The sequence below is a fragment of the Pseudomonas sp. Ors-4-3C genome, from assembly GCF_055755035.1.
The window spans coordinates 1,451,473-1,467,356 of the sequence record NZ_CM146900.1 but is presented as its reverse complement, the minus strand read 5'-3'; the positions used below and the strand labels follow the sequence as shown (position 1 = coordinate 1,467,356).

General features: G+C 60.3%; 15 protein-coding genes. 9 read left to right on the top strand and 6 right to left on the bottom strand.

What is annotated here, in order from left to right; translation table 11 throughout:
* Positions 1–132 precede the first annotated feature (132 nt).
* Entirely contained in the window at positions 133–1,299 is a 1,167-nt protein-coding gene (ampC, locus tag ACVHNU_RS06595) for a class C beta-lactamase (protein WP_473019264.1), read from the top strand.
* 139 nt (positions 1,300–1,438) lie between these two features.
* On the opposite strand, the gene ACVHNU_RS06590 is transcribed toward ampC, so the two are convergent.
* Positions 1,439–2,011: a DUF4174 domain-containing protein gene (locus tag ACVHNU_RS06590; RefSeq protein ID WP_473019263.1), complete on the bottom strand. Its 573-nt coding sequence runs from the start codon at positions 2,009–2,011 to the stop codon at positions 1,439–1,441.
* Positions 2,012–2,252: 241 nt separating this feature from the next.
* Here ACVHNU_RS06590 and ACVHNU_RS06585 point away from each other — a divergent pair, with 241 nt between their 5' ends.
* Positions 2,253–2,693, top strand: coding sequence for a GNAT family N-acetyltransferase (locus ACVHNU_RS06585; RefSeq protein WP_473019262.1), 441 nt, complete (start codon positions 2,253–2,255; stop codon positions 2,691–2,693).
* Between the two features lie 68 nt (positions 2,694–2,761).
* Here the strand turns inward: ACVHNU_RS06585 and ACVHNU_RS06580 are convergent, their stop codons facing one another.
* The 3 genes from ACVHNU_RS06580 to ACVHNU_RS06570 all read right to left on the bottom strand — a co-directional run bounded on the left by ACVHNU_RS06580 (position 2,762) and on the right by ACVHNU_RS06570 (position 5,918).
* Entirely contained in the window at positions 2,762–3,547 is a 786-nt protein-coding gene (locus ACVHNU_RS06580; protein WP_045122371.1) for a sulfite exporter TauE/SafE family protein, read from the bottom strand.
* Between the two features lie 230 nt (positions 3,548–3,777).
* The gene (locus tag ACVHNU_RS06575) at positions 3,778–4,992 is read right to left on the bottom strand and encodes an MFS transporter (RefSeq protein ID WP_473019261.1); all 1,215 of its coding nucleotides are present in this window, start codon (positions 4,990–4,992) and stop codon (positions 3,778–3,780) included.
* A 176-nt stretch (positions 4,993–5,168) separates the two neighbouring features.
* Positions 5,169–5,918 carry a hypothetical protein gene (locus tag ACVHNU_RS06570; RefSeq protein ID WP_400506009.1) on the bottom strand — a complete coding sequence of 250 codons (750 nt, stop codon included), beginning with the start codon at positions 5,916–5,918 and terminating at the stop codon, positions 5,169–5,171.
* A gap of 234 nt (positions 5,919–6,152) precedes the next feature.
* Between ACVHNU_RS06570 and ACVHNU_RS06565 the strand changes: the two genes are divergently transcribed.
* The 3 genes from ACVHNU_RS06565 (at position 6,153) to ACVHNU_RS06555 (ending at position 8,828) form a co-directional block, all read left to right on the top strand.
* Positions 6,153–7,301, top strand: a complete 1,149-nt coding sequence (locus tag ACVHNU_RS06565) for an aldose epimerase family protein (RefSeq protein ID WP_473019260.1) — start codon at positions 6,153–6,155, stop codon at positions 7,299–7,301.
* A 206-nt stretch (positions 7,302–7,507) separates the two neighbouring features.
* On the top strand, positions 7,508–8,329 hold the full coding sequence (locus tag ACVHNU_RS06560) for an aldo/keto reductase (protein ID WP_473019259.1): 822 nt from the start codon (positions 7,508–7,510) through the stop codon (positions 8,327–8,329).
* A 28-nt stretch (positions 8,330–8,357) separates the two neighbouring features.
* Positions 8,358–8,828: a DUF1810 domain-containing protein gene (locus ACVHNU_RS06555; RefSeq protein ID WP_103484131.1), complete on the top strand. Its 471-nt coding sequence runs from the start codon at positions 8,358–8,360 to the stop codon at positions 8,826–8,828.
* On the opposite strand, the gene ACVHNU_RS06550 is transcribed toward ACVHNU_RS06555, so the two are convergent.
* Positions 8,793–11,153, bottom strand: coding sequence for a DNA polymerase II (locus ACVHNU_RS06550; RefSeq protein ID WP_473019258.1), 2,361 nt, complete (start codon positions 11,151–11,153; stop codon positions 8,793–8,795). The two genes, ACVHNU_RS06555 and ACVHNU_RS06550, sit on opposite strands and share 36 nt — an antisense overlap.
* A gap of 329 nt (positions 11,154–11,482) precedes the next feature.
* Between ACVHNU_RS06550 and ACVHNU_RS06545 the strand changes: the two genes are divergently transcribed.
* Positions 11,483–11,923: a CBS domain-containing protein gene (locus tag ACVHNU_RS06545; protein WP_045122370.1), complete on the top strand. Its 441-nt coding sequence runs from the start codon at positions 11,483–11,485 to the stop codon at positions 11,921–11,923.
* 135 nt (positions 11,924–12,058) lie between these two features.
* Here the strand turns inward: ACVHNU_RS06545 and ACVHNU_RS06540 are convergent, their stop codons facing one another.
* Positions 12,059–12,682 carry a glutathione S-transferase N-terminal domain-containing protein gene (locus tag ACVHNU_RS06540; protein ID WP_473019256.1) on the bottom strand — a complete coding sequence of 208 codons (624 nt, stop codon included), beginning with the start codon at positions 12,680–12,682 and terminating at the stop codon, positions 12,059–12,061.
* 1,113 nt (positions 12,683–13,795) lie between these two features.
* Between ACVHNU_RS06540 and ACVHNU_RS06535 the strand changes: the two genes are divergently transcribed.
* From ACVHNU_RS06535 to ACVHNU_RS06525, 3 genes are read left to right on the top strand one after another with little or no spacing between them, the layout of a single operon-like run.
* Positions 13,796–14,596 (top strand): energy transducer TonB, encoded by an 801-nt coding sequence (locus ACVHNU_RS06535; RefSeq protein ID WP_473019255.1) that lies wholly within the window; start codon positions 13,796–13,798, stop codon positions 14,594–14,596.
* Between the two features lie 46 nt (positions 14,597–14,642).
* A complete protein-coding gene (locus tag ACVHNU_RS06530; protein ID WP_003223576.1) occupies positions 14,643–15,350 on the top strand; it encodes a MotA/TolQ/ExbB proton channel family protein in 708 nt (235 codons plus the stop codon).
* Entirely contained in the window at positions 15,350–15,751 is a 402-nt protein-coding gene (locus ACVHNU_RS06525; RefSeq protein WP_003223575.1) for an ExbD/TolR family protein, read from the top strand. The genes ACVHNU_RS06530 and ACVHNU_RS06525 overlap by 1 nt, the downstream gene beginning before the upstream one ends.
* The last annotated feature ends 133 nt before the right edge of the window (positions 15,752–15,884 follow it).

The window sequence follows — 15,884 nt, the reverse complement described above, 5'->3', positions numbered from 1 at the left end:
ATGCGAAATATCATCGTTTGTCGACGAGTGCCAGACTGCCTAAATTGTCGGCGCTGATCAGCTGCCCAACATTACAATTGCCCGCAGTCTAGCGGGATAACACCCTCAACACTCATGGAGAGTGGTTCATTTATGTCATTCATCAATCCGAGCAAAGTCATTTCCTACAGCGCATTCGGCCTGTTTTTCGGCGCCGCAGCGTGCATGGCTGCCACGCCCAGCGACGAGCAACTGCAAGCCCTGGTACAAAAAGCCGTTACCCCGGTGATGCAGCAGCAGAACATCCCTGGCCTCGCCGTGGCCATCACCGTCAACGGCCAGCCGCATTACTTTAATTACGGCGTCGCCGCCAAGGATACCGGGCAGAAAGTCAGCGAAAACACCCTGTTCGAAATCGGCTCGGTGAGCAAAACCTTCGCCGCGACCCTGGCCGGCTACGCGCAGGCGACGGGCAAACTGGACCTGTCGACCAAGGCCAGCCAGATCTGGCCAGAACTCAAGGGCAGCGCCTTCGATGGCATCAGCGTGCTGCAACTGGGCACCTACAGCGCCGGCGGCCTGCCGCTGCAATTCCCTGACGAGTGGGATTCGGCGGACAAAATGCTCGGCTACTACCAACAGTGGAAACCGAGCTTCCCGGCCGGTAGCCAGCGCCTGTATTCCAACCCGAGCCTGGGCCTGTTCGGTTATCTGGCCGCCAAGACCCTCGGTCAGCCATATGATCAGGTGATGAGCGAAACCCTGCTGCCGAAACTCGGCCTGCAACACACCTACCTGCAGGTGCCGAAAGCGCAGATGAGCCTGTATGCGCAGGGCTACGACAAGAACAACCAAGCGGTGCGCGTCACCCCGGGCGCGATGGATTCGCAGGCCTATGGCGTGAAAACCAGCGCCGCCGATATGCTGCGTTTCGTGCAGTCCAACCTGAAACCGGCAAGCCTTGAAGCCCCGCTGCAACAAGCCATTGCCAACACCCACACCGGTTACTACAGCGTCGGCGACATGACCCAGGGTCTGGGTTGGGAAATGTATCGCTATCCGATCAGCCTCGAGCGTTTGCTGGCCGGCAACTCCACGGAAATGGCCATGCAGCCGCACAAGGTTCAGTGGCTCAACCCGCCGCAACCGCAGGCGGATAATGTGCTGCTGAACAAAACCGGGTCTACGGGTGGTTTTGGCAGTTACGTGGCGTTTGTGCCGAGCAAGGACATTGGCATCGTCATCATGGCCAACAAGAATTTCCCGATCCCGGAGCGGGTGAAGATTGCCCACCACATCCTCAGCGCTATAGCTGACTGAAAATCAAAAGATCGCAGCCTGCGGCAGCTCCTACATGGGACCGGTGTAGGAGCTGCCGCAGGCTGCGATCTTTTTTGGCGGGCAATAAAAAATGGGCGACGTATAGAGGTCGCCCATTTTTTTGATTCAGGCCATGCCGTCAATCATCCGGCATTTCCGGCGGCTTGCTCGGTTTCGCGGGTTTGGTTGGCTTGGCGCCCTTCTCGCCTTTCTTGGCTGCCGGTTCGGCGGCAGTGGCCTTGGTTTCGGCGACCGTTGGTACGGTGATGTCTTTCTCGCTGGCCGGCAGCGCATCAACCGTGTCGAAGATTTTCTTCAGGTCCACCGACTTCGCTTCATCGCCCGAGGCCGAAAGTTTGATTTCGCCGTCCTTGCCGATCAGGAACACTTTCGGGTACGCGCCAGCACCGAGTTTCAGCGAACGCAGCAAAGCCATGGTGTCTTGCTGGCCGAGGTCTTTGCCATCGAGCTGACCGGCCATATTGAGGATGGTGTAGACCTTGATGCTGCGGTCAGTCACACCTTTCTTGTTGGCTGGATCTTCCAGCGACTTTTTCAGCCCCACCCACACCGGGTCGGCGGTGCTTTTTGCGATCACGATCAACGGTCGGGCCCGTCCCATATCCCCGGCTATGGGCGAGTCGTTGTCAGCGGCGAACAAGGGGCCGGCAATCGCCAGCAAGAGTGTCAGGGTCAGTGACCTGATGAGCATGCGCATCTCCTTTTGATATCCACGCTCTAATGATTGCGCATCGTGGCGATTGTTCCGGGGTCGTGCCCGGCAAATATGTTTCGCCTTGTCAGAAGCTTAGGTCAGCCCCGTCATTGCGCAACCGCATCGGCGTAATCGTGACGCGGATTTGATTACCTTTTGTGAGCGCATTAGGGTGGCCGTTCTGCCCACGAAATGGAGTTCACCCCATGCACATCGACTACCTGTGCGATCACCGCATTTGATTGAGGAACTGGCCGAACTCAATTTCAAGGAATGGGGCGAGTTCCGTCCCGGCGACACCCTTGCAGCCCGCACCGAACGGATGCGCGCCGCCTGCGGCAAAGGTGCAATTCCCAGCGTGGTGGTGGCCATTGAAGACGGCAGATTGCTCGGTGGCGCGCTGTTGATCGACAGTGACATGAAGATCCGTCCCCAACTGACGCCATGGCTGGCGGGCGTCTATGTGAAAGCCGAAGAGCGTGGACGCGGGATTGCTTCGCAACTGGTCAACAGGATCGTCGATGAAGCCGCGGCGCTGGGAGTAACGGAGTTGTATCTGTACACCGACGCCGCGCAATCGCTGTATGCGCAGCTGGGATGGGAGGTGGTCGAGGATCTGGTTTACGAAGACCTGCCGGTGACCGTCATGAAATTCAACATCATTCATACCCCAGTGTAGGAGCTGCCGCAGGCTGCGATCTTTTGATTTTGAAGGTCAAAAGATCGCAGCCTGCGGCAGCTCCTACATCAGAATGCCAGTTTGTAGCCGATCAACAGCAGCATGGTCGCCAGGCACGGGCGCAGCAATTCATCGGAAATGCGCCCGGTCAGGTGGCTGCCGAGCCAGATGCCCGGCAGCGAACCCATCAGCAGGAAGCCCAGCACGCCCCAATCCATGTTGCCCATGCTCGCATGCCCCAGCCCCGCAACCAGGGTCAGCGGTACGGCGTGGGCGATTTCGGTGCCGACCAGACGCCGGGTCGGCAACAGCGGGTAGAGGATGAACAGCGCGACCGTGCCCAAGGCGCCGGCGCCGATTGAAGTCAGGGCGACCATGGTGCCGAGGATCAGGCCGGTGATCACCGTCATCACATTCAGGCGCGCGCCGCTCGGGTTGTAGTTGCCGCCAGCGCGTTTGTGGGCGAATTCGAGGAGGCGCTTCTTGAACAGAATCGCCAGCGCCGTGGCGAACAGCACCCAACCCAAGGCTTGTTTGATGATCGCGTTCATCGCCTCGGGCGCGGTGTGCAGACTGCTGAGAAACCACAAGGTCATTGCCACCGCTGGCACGCTGCCGAGGGTCAGCCAACCGGTGATGGCCCAGTCGATGTTGTCGTTCTTCTTGTGCACCAGCACGCCACTGGATTTGGTAATGGCTGCATACAGCAGATCAGTGCCCACCGCTGTTGCCGGGTTGATGCCGAACCACAGCAGGATCGGCGTCATCAAGGAACCACCGCCGACACCGGTCATGCCGACAATAAAACCCACCACCAGCCCGGCAATCACCAGGCCGAAATTTGCCAATTCCATTAAGACGTCCAGAAAAAACGACAGGAAAAATCTGGCCCGCAGCATAGCGATTTTTCATATAACCACATATATCAATGCGGTCTATCGTTATGCCTTCCAGCTACACCGCCTTTATCTGAGTGGGAGCGGGCTTGCTCGCGAAGGCAGTGTGTCATTCACGTAGATATCGACTGACACGCCCTCTTCGCGAGCAAGCCCGCTCCCACAGGGGTTATAGGGTGCCAGGTAGATCAATGCACGCGCCGGCCCGGTTTGAAACTGTGATGACGGTTGATCCACACCGTCGCCAGCGCAATCAGCGACAGGATCAACAGCGCCCACGGAAACGACATCGCCCCCGCCCGATCCAGCAGCAGCCCGCCAAACAGACCGCCGCCGGCAATCGCCACGTTCCAGGAGGTGGTGAGCATCGCCTGCACCACGTCCACATGCTCGCCAGCCGAATCCGCTGCAGCCGTCAGCAGCAACGTCGCCGAGCCACCAAACGACAAGCCCCACACGGCCATGCAGGTGTAGATCAGCCACGGCGACGGTGACATCAGCGCCAGCACCAGGGCGGTCACGGCAAACACCGCGAGGCTGATCAGGGTCAGCCAGCGCAACCAGCGATCCACCAGCAGGCCGATGATCCAGATACCGACCAGCGAACACAGACCAAACACCAGCAGCACCAGATCGACCCGCTCGGCCAGCCCGGCCTGCATCAGGAACGGCGCAATGTAGGTGTAGAGAATGTTGTGCCCGAGCATCCAGGTCAGCACCACGAACAGCACCGGCCGTACGCCCGGCAGACGCAGCGATTGCAGCAGCGGCAGGCGTTCGGCGCTGGTCTGGCCCGGACGATCGGGCACCGCCAGCACGATCCACGCCGCCAACACCAATGCCAGCGCCGACATGATCCCGAACGAAGCGCGCCAACCGATCAGGTTGCCCAGCCAAGTCCCCGCCGGTGTGCCCAGCGACAGTGCCACTGGGGTGCCGAGCATGGCGATCGCCAACGCCCGCCCCTGCTGATGCGCCGGCACGATCCCGCGGGCGTAACCGGCCATGATCCCCCATGACAGGCCGGCTGCCATCCCGGCCAGAAACCGCGAAGCGAGGGTCAGACCGTAATGGCTGGAGAACGTGGTGATGGTGTTGAACACCAGGAAACCGCCGACCGTCATCAGCAGCACCCGCCGCCGTGGCCTGCCCCGGGTGGCGACGGTCAGTGGAATCGCCGCGACGATCGAGCCCAGCGCATACAGCGTCACCAGTTGCCCGGCGAGCACTTCGCTGACCCCAAGCCCGGCGCCAATTTGCGGCAGCAGCCCGGCGGGCAAGGTCTCGGTGAGGATGGCGATGAAGCCGGTCATGGCGAACGCCAGCAACGCGGCATAGGGCAGTTTTTCTGCACGGGTGGCGTGGTCGAGGCGGGTGAATTCGGTGCTTGCGGAGTCGGTCATGACAGGTGCAGCTCCATTTGGATCAATAGTAGCGATGGATTGTATACAAAAATTCCACGCACAATTTGATCAATGTGGGAGCGAGCCTGCTCGCGAATGCGGTGGATCTATCAGAGATTCAGCGCCTGGCAGATCGCTTTCGCGAGCGGGCTCGCTCCCACATTGGATCTTCGCACTTACTGCACCGGCAGGAAATTCAGGAACAGCAGGCTCTGCGCATAGTTCAGGCCGATGCGCCGGTAGCGCTCATCAAGCATCTGCGTCAGCAAGTCGAGGCGCGCGACGATCTTGCCGAATTCGGTAGCGAAACTCAGGTTGCTGCCCTCCTCCGAGATTTCGTTGGAGAACAACAAAGGCTGGCCTTCCTTGTTCTGGCGCTGGGACAGAATCCACGTGGCTTTCTCGATGTTGCGCGCGGCGTTGTGGACGAAGGTCGGGTTGATCGCATCGGTCATGTAAAACTCGACGCGATTGCCATGGGCGGTGACCAGCATGCTGCCGATGGCATAGATGAAGGCGCCGACCCGATCCCCGAGAAACTCCGGACTCATCGCATAGCTGAGCGCCGCCAGATCTTTGCGCCCGCCCAACACCGGTAACGGTTGCTGCTGCTCGACGGCCAAGCGCACCTGTTTCACCGCCGTGTTGATGTCGAGGAAGCCCGACTTGCGCAGTTCTTCCGGGTTGCGCAAATACAGCTTGCCCATCAGGCGATACAGACTGTTGAGGTTGTCGCGCATCGCCAACGTGGCCATGCGGTCGACGCTGGTTTGCAGGAATTCCTGCGGTTGACCGTCGCGCATCTGAGCGAAAAAGCCATTGCCGTCCTGATGCGTGCAACCGCTGACAAACAGCGACGACAGAAAGGCCAGCAACAGGCACGGGCGGCGAACGAATCGGGCGATCGGGGGAAAAACTCTCGGCATGAATTCTCGAACAGGCACATTCCTGCGCGGCGGGCGTCGCCGCATCCTGGCCATGGATAGAGCCGCCGAATCCGGAAAAGTGCAGCGCTGGCACGATTTCCCGACCTTCGGCAACCATTTAGTATGACTTTATATTTGCACTAAACCTTTAACCGGCTATAAATTCTGACTCAACTCACAATTAGCATGACTATTACCCTGTTTTGAAAACAACAACAAAAAGGAAGGTCAACCATGCTTCAATCACGTCACCTGCTCTCCGGCCTCGGACTGTCCCTGATGATCGCCACCCTCTCCGCCAACGCGGCCGGCCTGACCGCCGAACACAAAGCCTTCGGCAAAACCAATGACGGCACGCCCGTCGAGCAATACATCCTGCGTAACAGCCACGGCATGCAGGCGACCGTCATCACCTACGGCGCCACCCTGCAATCGCTGCTGGTACCGGACAAACACGGCAAAGCCGCCGATGTGGTGCTGGGCTTCGACGATGTCCAGGGCTACCAGAAAGGCACCGCCTATTTCGGCGCGACTATCGGCCGTTTCGGCAATCGACTGGCCGAAGGCGCCTTCGAACTCGACGGCAAGCGGTATCAGGTGCCGCAGAACGACAAGTCCAACGCCTTGCATGGCGGCACTGTGGGCTTTGACAAAAAGGTCTGGAAAGCCGAGCCCGTCACAGACAAGGATTCCGTCGGCGTGACCCTGACCTACCTTTCGGCGGATGGCGAAATGGGCTTCCCAGGCAACCTCACCACGCAAGTGACCTATCGCCTGACCGACAGCAACGAACTGCGCATCGACTACAAGGCCAGCACCGATCAACCGACGGTGCTCAACCTGACCAACCACAGCTACTTCAACCTCGCCGGTGCCGGCAATGGCGACGTGTTGAAACAAGTCGCGACCCTGCACGCCAACCGCTATACCCCGGTCACGGCCAAGCTGATCCCGACCGGCGAACTGGCACCCGTGGCCGGCACGCCAATGGACTTCACCAAGCCCACCGCGATCGGCACGCACATCAAAGCCGATCATCCGCAGCTGAAATTCGCCGAGCCGAAACAGGGCGGCTTCGATTTCAACTGGGTGCTGGATACCAAGGGTGATGTGAGCAAAGTCGCCGCCGAGGTCAGCGATCCGCAGTCCGGGCGGCATTTGCAGCTGTTCACCAGCGAGCCGGGGGTGCAGTTTTACACCAGCAACTTCCTCGACGGCACGGTCAAGGGCAAGGGTGGCAAGGTCTATCCGCACTGGGGCGCGTTTACCCTGGAGACTCAGCACTATCCGGACTCGCCGAATCAGCCGGACTTCCCAAGTACGCGGCTCGATCCGGGACAGGCTTATACACAAAGCGTCGTCTTGAAATTCACCACAAAATAACTGACCTCACTCATCTCCTGTGGCGAGGGAGCTTGCTCCCGCTGGGGCGCGAAGCGGCCCTCGCTTTTCATTAAGTTGGAAAGCAGCGGCCTGCTGCGCAGTCCAGCGGGAGCAAGCTCCCTCGCCACAGGTTCATCGCCCTCCATTGGAACCCCTGCGCTATCCTGCTGCCCACTAAGGTATGACCATCAGCACAGGAGGTTTGAATGCGTACCCTCGAACTGGCAGGCGTGCAGGTTCCAGTGATTGGCCAGGGCACCTGGCGCATGGGCGAAGATCGCTCGGCGCACCCGCGTGAAGTGTCCGCGCTGCGCCAAGGCATCGAACTGGGCATGACCCTCATCGACACGGCGGAAATGTACGCCGAGGGCGGTGCCGAAAGCGTGGTCGGCGAAGCCATTGCCGGTCTGCGCGACCAGGTGTTTCTGGTGAGCAAGGTCTACCCGCACAACGCCAGCCGCAAAGGCATCCCCCAAGCCTGCGAGCGCAGCTTGCGCCGGCTCGACACCGATTACATCGACCTCTATCTGCTGCATTGGCGCGGCCAGTATCCGCTGGATGAAACCGTCGAAGCGTTCGAACGCCTGCGCGAGGACGGCAAGATCGGCCGCTGGGGCGTGTCGAATTTTGACATCGACGACCTCGAAGAACTGGCCAACCCGGCGTGCGCCACCAATCAGGTGCTGTACAACCTGGAAGAGCGCGGCGTCGAATTCGATCTGTTGCCATGGTGCCAACAGCAGCGCATGCCGTTGATGGCGTACTGCCCGATTGGCCAGGGTGGCGCGATGCTGGCTGAACCGGTGCTGAACAAGATTGCCACTCGTCACAACGTGACCCCGGCACAGGTTTCACTGGCGTGGATTCTGCGTCAGGATGGTGTGATTGCGATTCCCAAGGCTGTGCGACCGGAACACGTGCAACTCAATGCACAAGCGGCGCAGTTGCAACTGGATGCCGGGGATCTGGCGGCGCTGGACCAGGTATTCAAAGCGCCACAACGCAAGCAGCGGCTGGCTATGGTCTGAGTCGCTGCCGGCTGGCGAGGGCTTCGTCATGAGAAGCACTGATCAGTGCGACCCGTTCAATCTTCAACGTTTCGTCCAGGCCCAGGACCCGGTATTCGAACGGATCCAGCGTGAACTCGACGAGGGGCGCAAGCGCAGCCACTGGATGTGGTTTGTGTTCCCGCAGTTCGCCGGGCTGGGCGGCAGCGAAATGTCCCGGCGCTTCGCCATTCAGTCTGCCGAGGAAGCCGAGGCTTACCTGAACCATGACCTGCTCGGCGCTCGACTGCGCACCTGCACGCAGTTGGTGCTGAACATCCGTCAGCGTTCGATTGCCGAGATTTTCGGCCACCCCGATGACCTGAAGTTTCACTCCTCGATGACGCTGTTTGCCCAGTTTGGCGCCGAGGACAGTCTGTTCAATCAGGCACTCGAGCGTTACTTCCACGGCATCCTCGACGAATGGACCCTGCAACTGCTGGACTCAAAACAGGCCCAGCTGCCCCCCGATCAGGGTTGAGAAATCGTCGTCGACGAACGGCAGAATCGCATCCGCCACCGGCTGCAGTTGGCGGGTGATGTAGTGGTCGTAGTCGATGGCGGCGCGGCGCACTTCCAGCGGTTCCGGCCCGGCCAGGGTGATCACGTAACTGATCCAGCCACCGTTCTGATACTGCCGCGGGCGCCCGTGCTGTGCGTTGTAATCGTCGGCCAGCCGCGCCGCGCGCACATGCGGCGGCACGTTGCGTTCGTAGTCGTCGAGGGTGCGGCGCAGGCGCTTGCGGTAGACCAGTCGCTCATCGAACTCGCCGGCCAGGGTCTTGCGCACGTAATCGCGCACGTAATCCTGATACGGCTTGCGCTGGAAGATTCGCTCGTACAACTCCTGCTGGAACTGCCGGGCCAGCAGTGACCAGTCGGTGCGCACGGTTTCCAGGCCCTTGTAGACCATTTCTTCGCTGCCGTCGGCGCGGGTCACCAGTCCGGCATAGCGCTTTTTGCTGCCCTCCTCGGCGCCGCGAATGGTCGGCATCAGAAAGCGCTTGTAGTGAGTTTCATACTGCAATTCGAGGGCACTTTGCAGGCCGTACTCCTCGCGCACATGCTCGCGCCACCAGTCGTTGACGTGCTTGACCAGCGCCTGACCAATCTGCGCCGCTTCCTCCTGCCCGTGCGGACGGCGCAGCCAGACGAAGGTCGAGTCGGTGTCGCCGTAGATCACCGCGTGGCCCTGCGCTTCGATGAGCTGACGGGTGCGCAGCATGATCTCGTGGCCGCGCAGGGTGATCGACGATGCCAGACGCGTATCGAAAAACCGGCAACCGCTGGAACCGAGCACGCCGTAGAAGGCGTTCATGATGATTTTCAGCGCCTGCGACAGTGGCGCGTTGTGCTCGCGTTTGGCGGTCTCGCGACCTTCGGCGACGCGCGCGACAATCGACGGCAGGCAATGCCGGGTGCGCGAGAAACGCGCACCGCGAAAACCCGGCACCGAGTCGGCATCGTCCGGGTGTTGCAGGCCTTCGATCAGGCCCACCGGGTCGATCAGAAAAGTGCGGATGATCGACGGATACAGGCTCTTGTAATCGAGCACCAGCACCGACTCGTAGAGGCCCGGTTGCGAATCCATGACGAAGCCGCCCGGGCTGGCTTGCAGCGGATTGGTGCCCAGATTCGGCGCGACGAAACCCTGGCGGTGCATCAGCGGCATATACAGGTGAGTGAACGCCGCCACCGAGCCACCGCTGCGATCCGCCGGCAGCCCGGTAACGCTGGCGCGTTCGAGGAGAAACGTCAGCAACTCGGTCTTGGCGAAGATCCGCGTGACCAGTTCGCAGTCCTTGAGGTTGTACTTGGCCAGCGCCGGTTTGTCCTCGGCGAACATACGGTTGATCTCGTCCATGCGCTGGTACGGGTTGTCGATCGCCTTGCCCTCGCCGAGCAGGGTCTGCGCGACGTTTTCCAGGCTGAACGAGGGAAAACTCCAGGTCGCCGAGCGCAGCGATTCAATGCCGTCGATGATCAGCCGCCCCGCCGCCGAGGCAAAGTAGTGCGTGCGGCTACCGTGTTCGCGCCACTGCATCTCTTCGCCGCCGCGACCGATTTTCAGCGGCACGCCGAGGCGCCGCGCATGTTCGTGGAGGATGCGCAGGTCGAACTGCACGACGTTCCAGCCGATGATTGCGTCGGGATCGTGGCGGGCGAACCAGTCGTTGAGTTTCTTCAGGATCACGGTGCGCGAGTCGCAGTATTCGAGATCGAAGTCGACGATGCTCGCGTCACCGTTCGGCGCGCCGAGCATGTACACCTGACACTGGCCGCAGCCTTCCAAAGCAATGGAATACAGCTCGCCGGTTTCGGTGGTTTCGATGTCCAGCGAGACCAGGCGCAGTTTGGGCCGGTATTTGGGATCGGGCTTCAGTTGGGCATTGAGCAAGACGCCGTCGGCATCGGCAGTGCCGCTGAACAGCACCGGCGCGGTGATGAAGCGCTCCATCAGGTAGCGTTCCGGCGGGCGCACGTCGGCTTCATAAACGTCGACACCGGCGCGGTTGAGCGCGGTTTCCAGGCGCATCAACTGGCCGTGTTGCTGACAATAGAGGCCCAGCACCGGGCGATGCTCGAAATCCTCCAGGGCCAGCGGGCGCAGTTCGACGTTCTTTTCGTCGTGCAGCAGGCGTTCGGCTGCTTCGCGTTGTACGGCGGGGATAAACGCCACCGAGGTCTGCGGCGCCAGGCGCACACGGCGCGGCCCGGCGTCGGTCGCCAGCCAGAACTCGACTTCGGTGCCGGCCGGGGTATCGCGCCAATGCCGGGTCAGGACGAAGCCCTGCTGTAAATCCACCACTGCAACCTCAGGAATTGAATCAGAGGGGCATTCTACGCTGCCCTTCAAGCGATAACCCCATTCCCTGTGGTGAGGGAGCTTGCTCCCGCTCGGCTGCGCAGCATTCGTAAAACTTGGCAATGCGGTGCATCAGGCAAACCGAATTCTCAGGGTTTGGGCCTGCTACGCAGTCCAGCGGGAGCAAGCTCCCTCGCCACAGGGTTGAAGGTAAGCCGGAAAAACCGGCAAATGACGTTTTTTGCGTGCTATCTGCCGCTTTGCCACCTTGCTCTGCGCGCCAGCGTCTACGATGCTTGAAGAACAACGACAACACCTGAGTAACCGCCATGAAGACCGTCGCCCAACTGCTCAAGCTCAAAGATCAGAAAAATCAGGAAGTACACCAGATCAAACCCGGTCACATGGTGCTCGAAGCGCTGATGAAGATGGCCGAGAAAAACGTCGGGGCCTTGCTGGTGGTGGAGAACGACGAAGTGCTGGGCATCATCAGTGAGCGTGACTACGCACGCAAACTGGTGCTGCACGGGCGTTCCTCGGTGGGCACACCGGTGCGCGACATCATGGTTTCGCCGGTGATCACCGTGGACACCCACCAGACCGTCGACACCTGCCTGAGCATCATGTCCGACAAACGCCTGCGCCACTTGCCGGTGGTGGAGAACGGCAAGCTGATCGGTCTGTTGTCGATCGGCGACCTGGTAAAAGAGGCGATTGCCGAACAGGCAGAGCTGATCAAACAGCTGGAGCAGTACATTCGCGGGGAGTGATCACCTTTCGCGCGAGCACCGCAAATCCCCTGTGGGAGCGGGCTTGCTCGCGAAGGCGGTGGGTCAGTTAGAGAGGTTTCGACTGATCCACCGCCTTCGCGAGCAAGCCCGCTCCCACATTGGTTTATGGGGTGTTCAGGAAGGCCAATGCCGGGCAAATACCGGCGCCAGCACCGGATGCCGGTCAATGCGCTGCAACCACGCATAAAACCCTGGACGGGCCTGGCGCAGATGCTCGCGACTCCCCGCCCAGCGCGTCACCACGGCCGCCAGCACGTCCAGTGCTCCCGGCTTTTCGTCATCCAGATACAGCTCGGCGGAAAACTGGTCGGCGAACACCTCCCAACTCCAGTGCAAACGCTCGCGGGCGCCGGCCATCAGGTTTTGCCGTGAGGCCTCGTCGGGCATCACCAGCCAGCGCTCGGGGTAGTCGATGACGCCGATGGCCGCGTAGCAATTGCTGGCGATGTAGACCATGCCGCGAATCGCCTGATCGCGATCCCCCGCCTTGGCCGGCAACAGGCCGGACTCGGGAAAGCTCAGGCCCAGGTGAATCAGAATCGCCACACTCTCGGTGATCGCACTGCCATCGGGCAATTGCAGGGTCGGCACCTGCTTCAGTGGATTGAGCTGCGCCAGTGCCTCGGCGGCTTCGCTCGAGGCCTGGCTATCGATGAAGCGGTAGGCGATCTGGCACAACTCCAGCGCCGCTTCGATCGCGGCAGCACCTGAATTGAGATGTCCGTAAAGTTGATACATGTCCCCTCCTCGATCTCGACAGGTCTGGTGTAGCCCTATTTATAGCGGGTGTATCGGCTTTGGCACATTTTTTCCATGCACTCGCGACTTGCGAATTCAAACCTCGCAAAACAGCGCTGGCGGTGCCCATCCCGCACCAAGAGCAATCATCGAACGCTATCCGCGTTCTTGTAAGGTGCGATACCGAACCAAAAGTTCGCGTATCCGAGCTGGCAACAAGGAGGTCACTGCGTGAATCTTCAATCGTTCTGCCGCATCACTACTGCCTGTGGGCATCAATTGGCGCAACGCCGAGTTCACCGCCACAGTCCCGGTAATCAATACCTTTATCTTATTACCTGAACCCGACAGTCCTGCACTGCGTCTGGCGCCATTGGCTGCGCCAGCGGCAATACACTATTTATTTTTTAAATACACCGCATGAAGTTATTGCACAAACGATCAATCAATGACTGGCAACAGGATTGTCGAACAATAACTTAAAGCTTTTTGTTATTGCACCAAAAGCGCACTTCCGAGCATAACTAACCAACATTTAAAACAGTGATTTCAATTGAACAAGAACAAGGAATACAGCCTGTGACCCGCTAATCCATTGACCCGCACCAAATCAGTCCGCCGCGCACCATCAAGTGCCCTGGCGGACTCGAGTTCAGCGGCTCTATCTGGCTGATCCGCCGGATACGGCGCCAGGCCTGACTCGCCTGTAAAAAAGCCCCGGGATTCGGGGCCGTGGACAGTCGCGCATTAAAGAAAACTTGGCCCGCCAGTAAAACTTATATAAATGCGACACGGGTAACAGCCATGAAATAACCGCTGTACATTTCCGCAACATTTGGCACAGCGGTTGCAAAACAAAATTTGAGTAATCAACTGTAGGAGCTGCCGAAGGCTCGGGCCGCTCCTACATAAAGCACAAGAACAACCAGGGAATGGCTAATGAACACTCGAAGTCGATGGCTCTAAGCCAGTAACTGTAAGCAAGCTCTTTTCAATAGATAGTTCAACTATCGGCTTGCGTACACCCAAAAGAAAGTTTCACCCACCCACTCGAACATCAACCAATTGTTCGGACGGCACCTTATTGCCCTTCATCAACCCGAGGGAGCTTTAATGAACGATGCGGTAAAGCACAGAACCCTGCCGGGGCCGTTACGGGAAGCGCCAATCCCGCCGCCACCGGACAGGCCGGTTTTCGCAGCCAACACGTCGCAACCCGGCGGGTTGAATAAACAGCAGATGCTGTTGCTGGTGGGGGTGTCGGCGCTGATACACGGCGGCGCCTGGTGGTTTCTCCAGCAGACTCGACCCGAGCCCCTCCCGACACCGCCGCAGATCCCGGAAATGACTGTCGAGCTGAGCAGCCCGACACCGCCTGCGCCGCCCACGCCGGAGCCACCACCGCCACCCCCTCCACCTCCGGAGCCTGAACAACCGGTGGAAGACGAAGACGCGGTCAAGCCACCGCCCAAACCGGTGGAGAAGCCGAAGCCGCTCGAAAAGCCCAAACCGGTGAAGAAAGTCGAGCCGCCGAAAGCTCCGCCTGCCCCGGCACAACCGGCCGCTCCCGCTGCGCCGGCGACACCAAGCGCGCCACCGGCCCCTGCCGCCGCGCCCGGCCCGGTCAAGGAATCGGCAGCGATTTCCGGTCTCGCCAGCCTCGGCAACCCGCCGCCGGAGTACCCGTCGCTGGCGCTGCGGCGCAATTGGGAAGGCAGCGTGGTGCTGCGCATTCAGGTGCTGGCCAACGGTCGCGCCGGTTCGGTCACGGTGACCAAGTCCAGCGGCAAGCCGCAACTGGATGACGCCGCCGTCGCGGCAGTGAAGAACTGGAAGTTCATTCCGGCCAAGCGCGGTGATACGCCGATTGACGGCTTCGCCACCCAGACCATCGATTTCAAATTGCCGCAATAACGGCAACCCCAACTCATAACCGACTTAATGCAAGCGAGGTGTAGCCATGAACTCTTCACTGTCTTCGATGATTGTCCCCGGTGTGCTCTGGGGCCTGGTGCTGTTTTCCGTGGTCAGCTGGGCAATCCTGCTGGTCAAGTCGGCGCAGTACCTGCGCCAGAAAGCCCAGAACAAACAGTTCAGCAAAGCCTTCTGGGGCGCGCCGGACCTGCTCACCGCCGCCGAACACGCCAGCCAGTATCCGGGCTCGCTGGCGCGCATCGCCAGCAGCGGTTTCGAAGCGTTGCTGGTGGAAGAATCGCCGCGTACCACGCAACAACTGGCGCACACCATCAACCGTTCCGATCGTCTGGAGCGCAACCTGCGCCAGCAGATCCAGAAAGAACGCCGCTCCCTGGAAAACGGTCAGGCGATCCTCGCCAGTATCGGCAGCACCGCGCCGTTCATTGGTCTGTTCGGCACCGTGTGGGGAATCATGGAAGCCCTGCAAAGCATTGGCGAAACCGGTTCGGCCAGCCTTGAGGCGGTCGCCGGCCCCATCGGCCATGCACTGATCGCCACTGGCGTGGGGATCGCCGTCGCGGTTCCGGCGGTGCTGATTTACAACTTCTTCCTGCGCCGGTTGAAACTCGCCTCGGCGGACATGGATGACTTCGCCCACGACTTCGACGCCCTCGCTTCACGCAGCGCGTTTTCCATCAGCCGTCAGGCCATCGCCAGCAAAACCACAGCCGCCGTGCGGGAGGCCAGCTGATGTCCTTTTCCACGCAAGACAGCGATGAAGTGCTCAGCGAAATGAACGTCACGCCGCTGGTGGACGTGATGCTCGTGCTGCTGGTGGTGTTCATCGTCACCGCGCCGCTGATGACCAATGCGATCAAGGTCAACCTGCCGAAAACCGACGCCGTCGCCCCCGCCGAGAAGAAAGACCCGGTGGTGGTCAGCGTCGATCAGGACGGCAAGTTCTATCTGGCAAAAACCGAACTGGCGCCGGAATCGCTGGAAGCCAGCCTCAAGGAGGTCAAGGCCAAGGACGCCGAAGTGCGCGTGCAGCTGCAGGCCGACGCCAACGTCAATTACGGCCAGGTGGCCAAGGCCATGGCGTCCATCGAGCGCTCGGGCATCAGCAAGATTTCGGTGATGACCACCCACTGAGTGCGATGCCGGGCGCGCGTTGAGAAGCGCGCCCGGCATCGCTGAAGAATCCCGTCGCAATCAGCCGACCGAAAAAACGCAACGCGTGTTCGGAGGGGATCGGCTTGCTTGAAGAAAGTGGTTTTTCGCGGCG